A 3447-nucleotide genomic window follows, 5' to 3' on the forward strand; every position below is an offset into this window, starting at 1 on the left:
CGCGCACCCGCCGACGCCAGCACCGCCTCCCGACGCCGCAGCTCGGCGCTGAGGCTTCCCACGCCGCGCCGGGCACCGGCCGCGTCGAGGTCGGTCACGACGGCGACGACGTGCGGCAGTGCGCGCAGCGGGTCGAACGCCGTGCCGCCCTTGAAGTCGATCAGCACGAACGTCACCTCCTCGGGTGCGTGCGCTGCGGCGATGGCGGCGACCCAGCTGGTCAGCAGCTCGCTCTTGCCCGTGCCGGTCATGCCGGTGACGATGGCGTGCGGTCCGTCGTCGACGAGGTCGACGAGCACATCGCCCTGCTCCCCTCTCCCGAACCGTGCGAGGAGTCGGCCGTCGCCGCCGGCGGCCGCCTCGAGCTCACCCAGCACCACGGCATCCGGCACCTGAGCGTCGTCCTCCGATCTGCTCGCCGCTCCGGCCGCGATCAAGCCGATCTGCTGCATCGAGACCGCCTCCAGGGCGAGATCCCGCAGTCCCTCCACCGTGCGCGCCACCGCTCGTGACGGCGCGACGCACTCCAGCACGGTCGTGACACCCTCCGGAGGCTCCTCCCCCGGCATCCGCACGCAGATCACCGCATCCGCCGGCTCGGCTCCGTCGCCGACCCTCAGCCGGAGTCGTGCGCCGCGACGGTCGACGTGCGGAAAGCCTCCGAGACCCCAGTCGGCGACACCGCGACCGTGCAGACTCAGCTCCGACGGCCCGAACCGCAGACACAGCTGCGCCACGAGTGCTCTCACGACAGCACTCGCGATCGGGCCGGGAGCGCGGACGCACACCCCGCCGCCGAGTTCGACGACGATCGGAGCGTCGGCGAGCTGCTCGGCGCGTTCCCGGAAGGCGCGCGATCGATCGTCGTCGCCGCCCGAGGCGCGCACCCGACTGCCGATGCGCCCCCGCCCGATCACCAGCTCGGTGGCCGAGCTCAGCGGCGTGCGGCCGCGCAGCGGCGGGTCGAGCAGACAGCCCGCCGCATCGGGTGTGCGATGCCAGCGCATCCGGTGCTCCTGATCATGCAGGCGGCCGAGCTCGTCTTCGGCGCGCTGCCAGGCCGCGTCGGATTCTCCCTCCGCCCGACGGCGAGCTCTGCGCCGCGACCGCATGCCGTCGGCGAACGAGGCGAGCAGCATGAGCGGGCCGAGGGCGGCGAAGCACAGCGCGAACAGCGATCCCGTGATCAGCCACAGCACGACTCCCGCGATGACGGGGACGATCGCGGCGAGCAGCGGGAGCGGTGGTCGCCCCGGCTGCGCGGGGGCGGCGGGCAGGACGATGGTCGTGGCATCCATCCGCCCATCTCAGCTCATCGCCAGGGCGTGATCCGGCCTGTCCACAGGCCGGAGGTGCTCAATCCTCGATCGCGGGATCTGTGGAGGAGGACTCGTCGGCGACCGCCGGCCGTTGCGCGGCGCCACCGCTGAAGCGCACATTGAGGACGATCAGCGTCACGTTGTCGCGTCCGCCGTTCTCCAGCGCGGCATCGACCATCGCGTTCACCGCATCGGCGGGCTCGGCGTTCTCGCGCAGGAAGTGCAGGATGCCGTAGTCGGTGAGCTCCTTGGTGAGACCGTCGGAGCAGATGATGAAGCGGTCGCCGTCGACGACGTCGATCGCGACGTAGTCCGGCGAGACGAGCTCGTTCGCCCCGACCGCGCGCGTGATCACGTTGCTGTAGGGGTGCGCATCGGCCTCTTCCGGGCTGATCTTGCCCGATGCGATGAGCTCCTGCACGACGGAGTGGTCGGTGGTGACCTGGATCAGGCGGCCCTCGCGTTCGAGGTAGACACGGGAATCGCCGATGTTCAGCGAGATCCAGCGCAAGCCGTCCTCACCGCGGTCGAGGTACACGCCGGTCAGGGTCGTGCCGGTTCCCTCGTCGGTCGTCTCGGGATGCCGGTGAATGTCGTCGACGGCCATCTGCAGCGCCGCGACGATGCGCTCGTCGTCGATCTGCCCCGAGTCGACCATGTCGGAGAGGCGGTCGACGGTCGCCTGGCTGGCGATCTCGCCGCCGGCGTGCCCGCCCATGCCGTCGGCGACGATGAACAGCGGGTACTTCGCGAGGAAGGAGTCCTGGTTGTTCTCGCGGCGTCGGCCGCGGTCGGTCACACCCGCCCAGCTGAGCTCGAGGTCGTCGCTGACGCGGAAAGTCTGCGTCGTGGTCTCAGGCACGTGGGCACTCCATCGGGCGGCTGGGCGGCTGAACAGCCGCGGGATTCATCATCATCGTAGTGGTGCCGTCACATCCGGTCGGCAGGATCGTCGATCAGCGGGAACAGCGCGTCGATCTCGGCCAGGTCGGCTGCCGACGGGGCCCACGCGTCGGCGGCCGATGCGTTCGCCTCGACCTGCTCGGGCGTGGTCGCCCCGGCGATCACGCTGGAGACACCCGGCTGCGCCAGCAGCCAGCCGAAGGTGGCCTGCAGCATGGTGATGTCGCGCTGGTCGCAGAAGGCCTGGTACTGCTCGAGCGCGTCCCAGGGCGCATCCGCCCAGATGTGCCGACGCGTGCCCATGATCCGGCTGCCCGCCGGCCCGCCCTCACGGGTGAACTTGCCGGTGAGCAGTCCGTTCTTCAGCGGGAAGAACGGGAAGAAGCCGAGGTCGTAGCGGTTCACCGCCGGCAGCACCTCCCGTTCGGACGCACGCGCCAGCAGCGAGTAGTGGTTCTGGGCCGAGATGAACCGTCCCGTCGAGCGCGCCCGGGCGGTGAACTCGGCCTCGGCGATCTGCCAGCCGGTGAGGTTCGAATGACCGTAGTAGCGGATCTTCCCCTCGTCGACGAGTTCGTCGAGCGCGTCGATGGTCTCGGCGATCGGCGTCTGCGGGTCGGGCAGGTGCAGCTGGTACAGGTCGATCCAGTCGGTGCGCAGACGGCGCAGGGAGTGCTCGACGGCGTGACGCACGTACCGGCGCGACCCGCGGCCGCCGGGAAAGTCGTAGCCCATGTCCCGTTCGTGACCGAACTTGGTCGCCAGCACGACCCGATCACGGCGCCCCTCGAGCACCTCGCCCATGAGCTCTTCGCTGCGCCCGGCGTCGGCACCGTACATGTCGGCGGTGTCGAAGAAGAACACCCCGCTCGCGAGGGCCGCGTCGATCACGGCACGCGTGCCGTCGATCGTCTCGGTCACGGTTCCCGCACGACCGAAGTTGTTGCACCCGAGACCGGCTGCGGAGACGACGAGTCCGGATGCGCCGACGCGACGCTGCGAGGTGACCATGCATCCACACTATCGGGGTGCCGGACGTGCTCGGCCCGGCCGAGCGGGTCGACAGCGACGGCGCGCAGACGCGAGAAGGCCCCCGACGTCGTCGGGGGCCTTCTCGTGATCAGGTCAGGGACGCGGCTGCGTCGGGTCCTCGGGCGCCGCGGGGGGCGCGGGAGGAACGGGAGGTGCTGCCGGAGGTGCTGCCGGCGGCGCCGGGGGTGCCGGC

Annotated in this window: 3 protein-coding genes; all 3 read right to left on the reverse strand. The window is 70.9% G+C overall.

Translation table 11 applies throughout. The features are described from left to right. The coding region (locus RT309_RS14330) for an FtsK/SpoIIIE domain-containing protein (RefSeq protein WP_313358122.1) at positions 1-1298 on the reverse strand (1298 nt) is incomplete at its 3' end. 58 nt (positions 1299-1356) lie between these two features. Continuing rightward, entirely contained in the window at positions 1357-2181 is an 825-nt protein-coding gene (locus RT309_RS14335; protein ID WP_313358124.1) for a protein phosphatase 2C domain-containing protein, read from the reverse strand. A 68-nt stretch (positions 2182-2249) separates the two neighbouring features. Then, on the reverse strand, positions 2250-3233 hold the full coding sequence (locus tag RT309_RS14340; protein WP_313358126.1) for an aldo/keto reductase: 984 nt from the start codon (positions 3231-3233) through the stop codon (positions 2250-2252). Positions 3234-3447: the final 214 nt, after the last annotated feature.

The organism is Microbacterium sp., assembly GCF_032084865.1.
GTDB lineage: Bacteria > Actinomycetota > Actinomycetes > Actinomycetales > Microbacteriaceae > Microbacterium.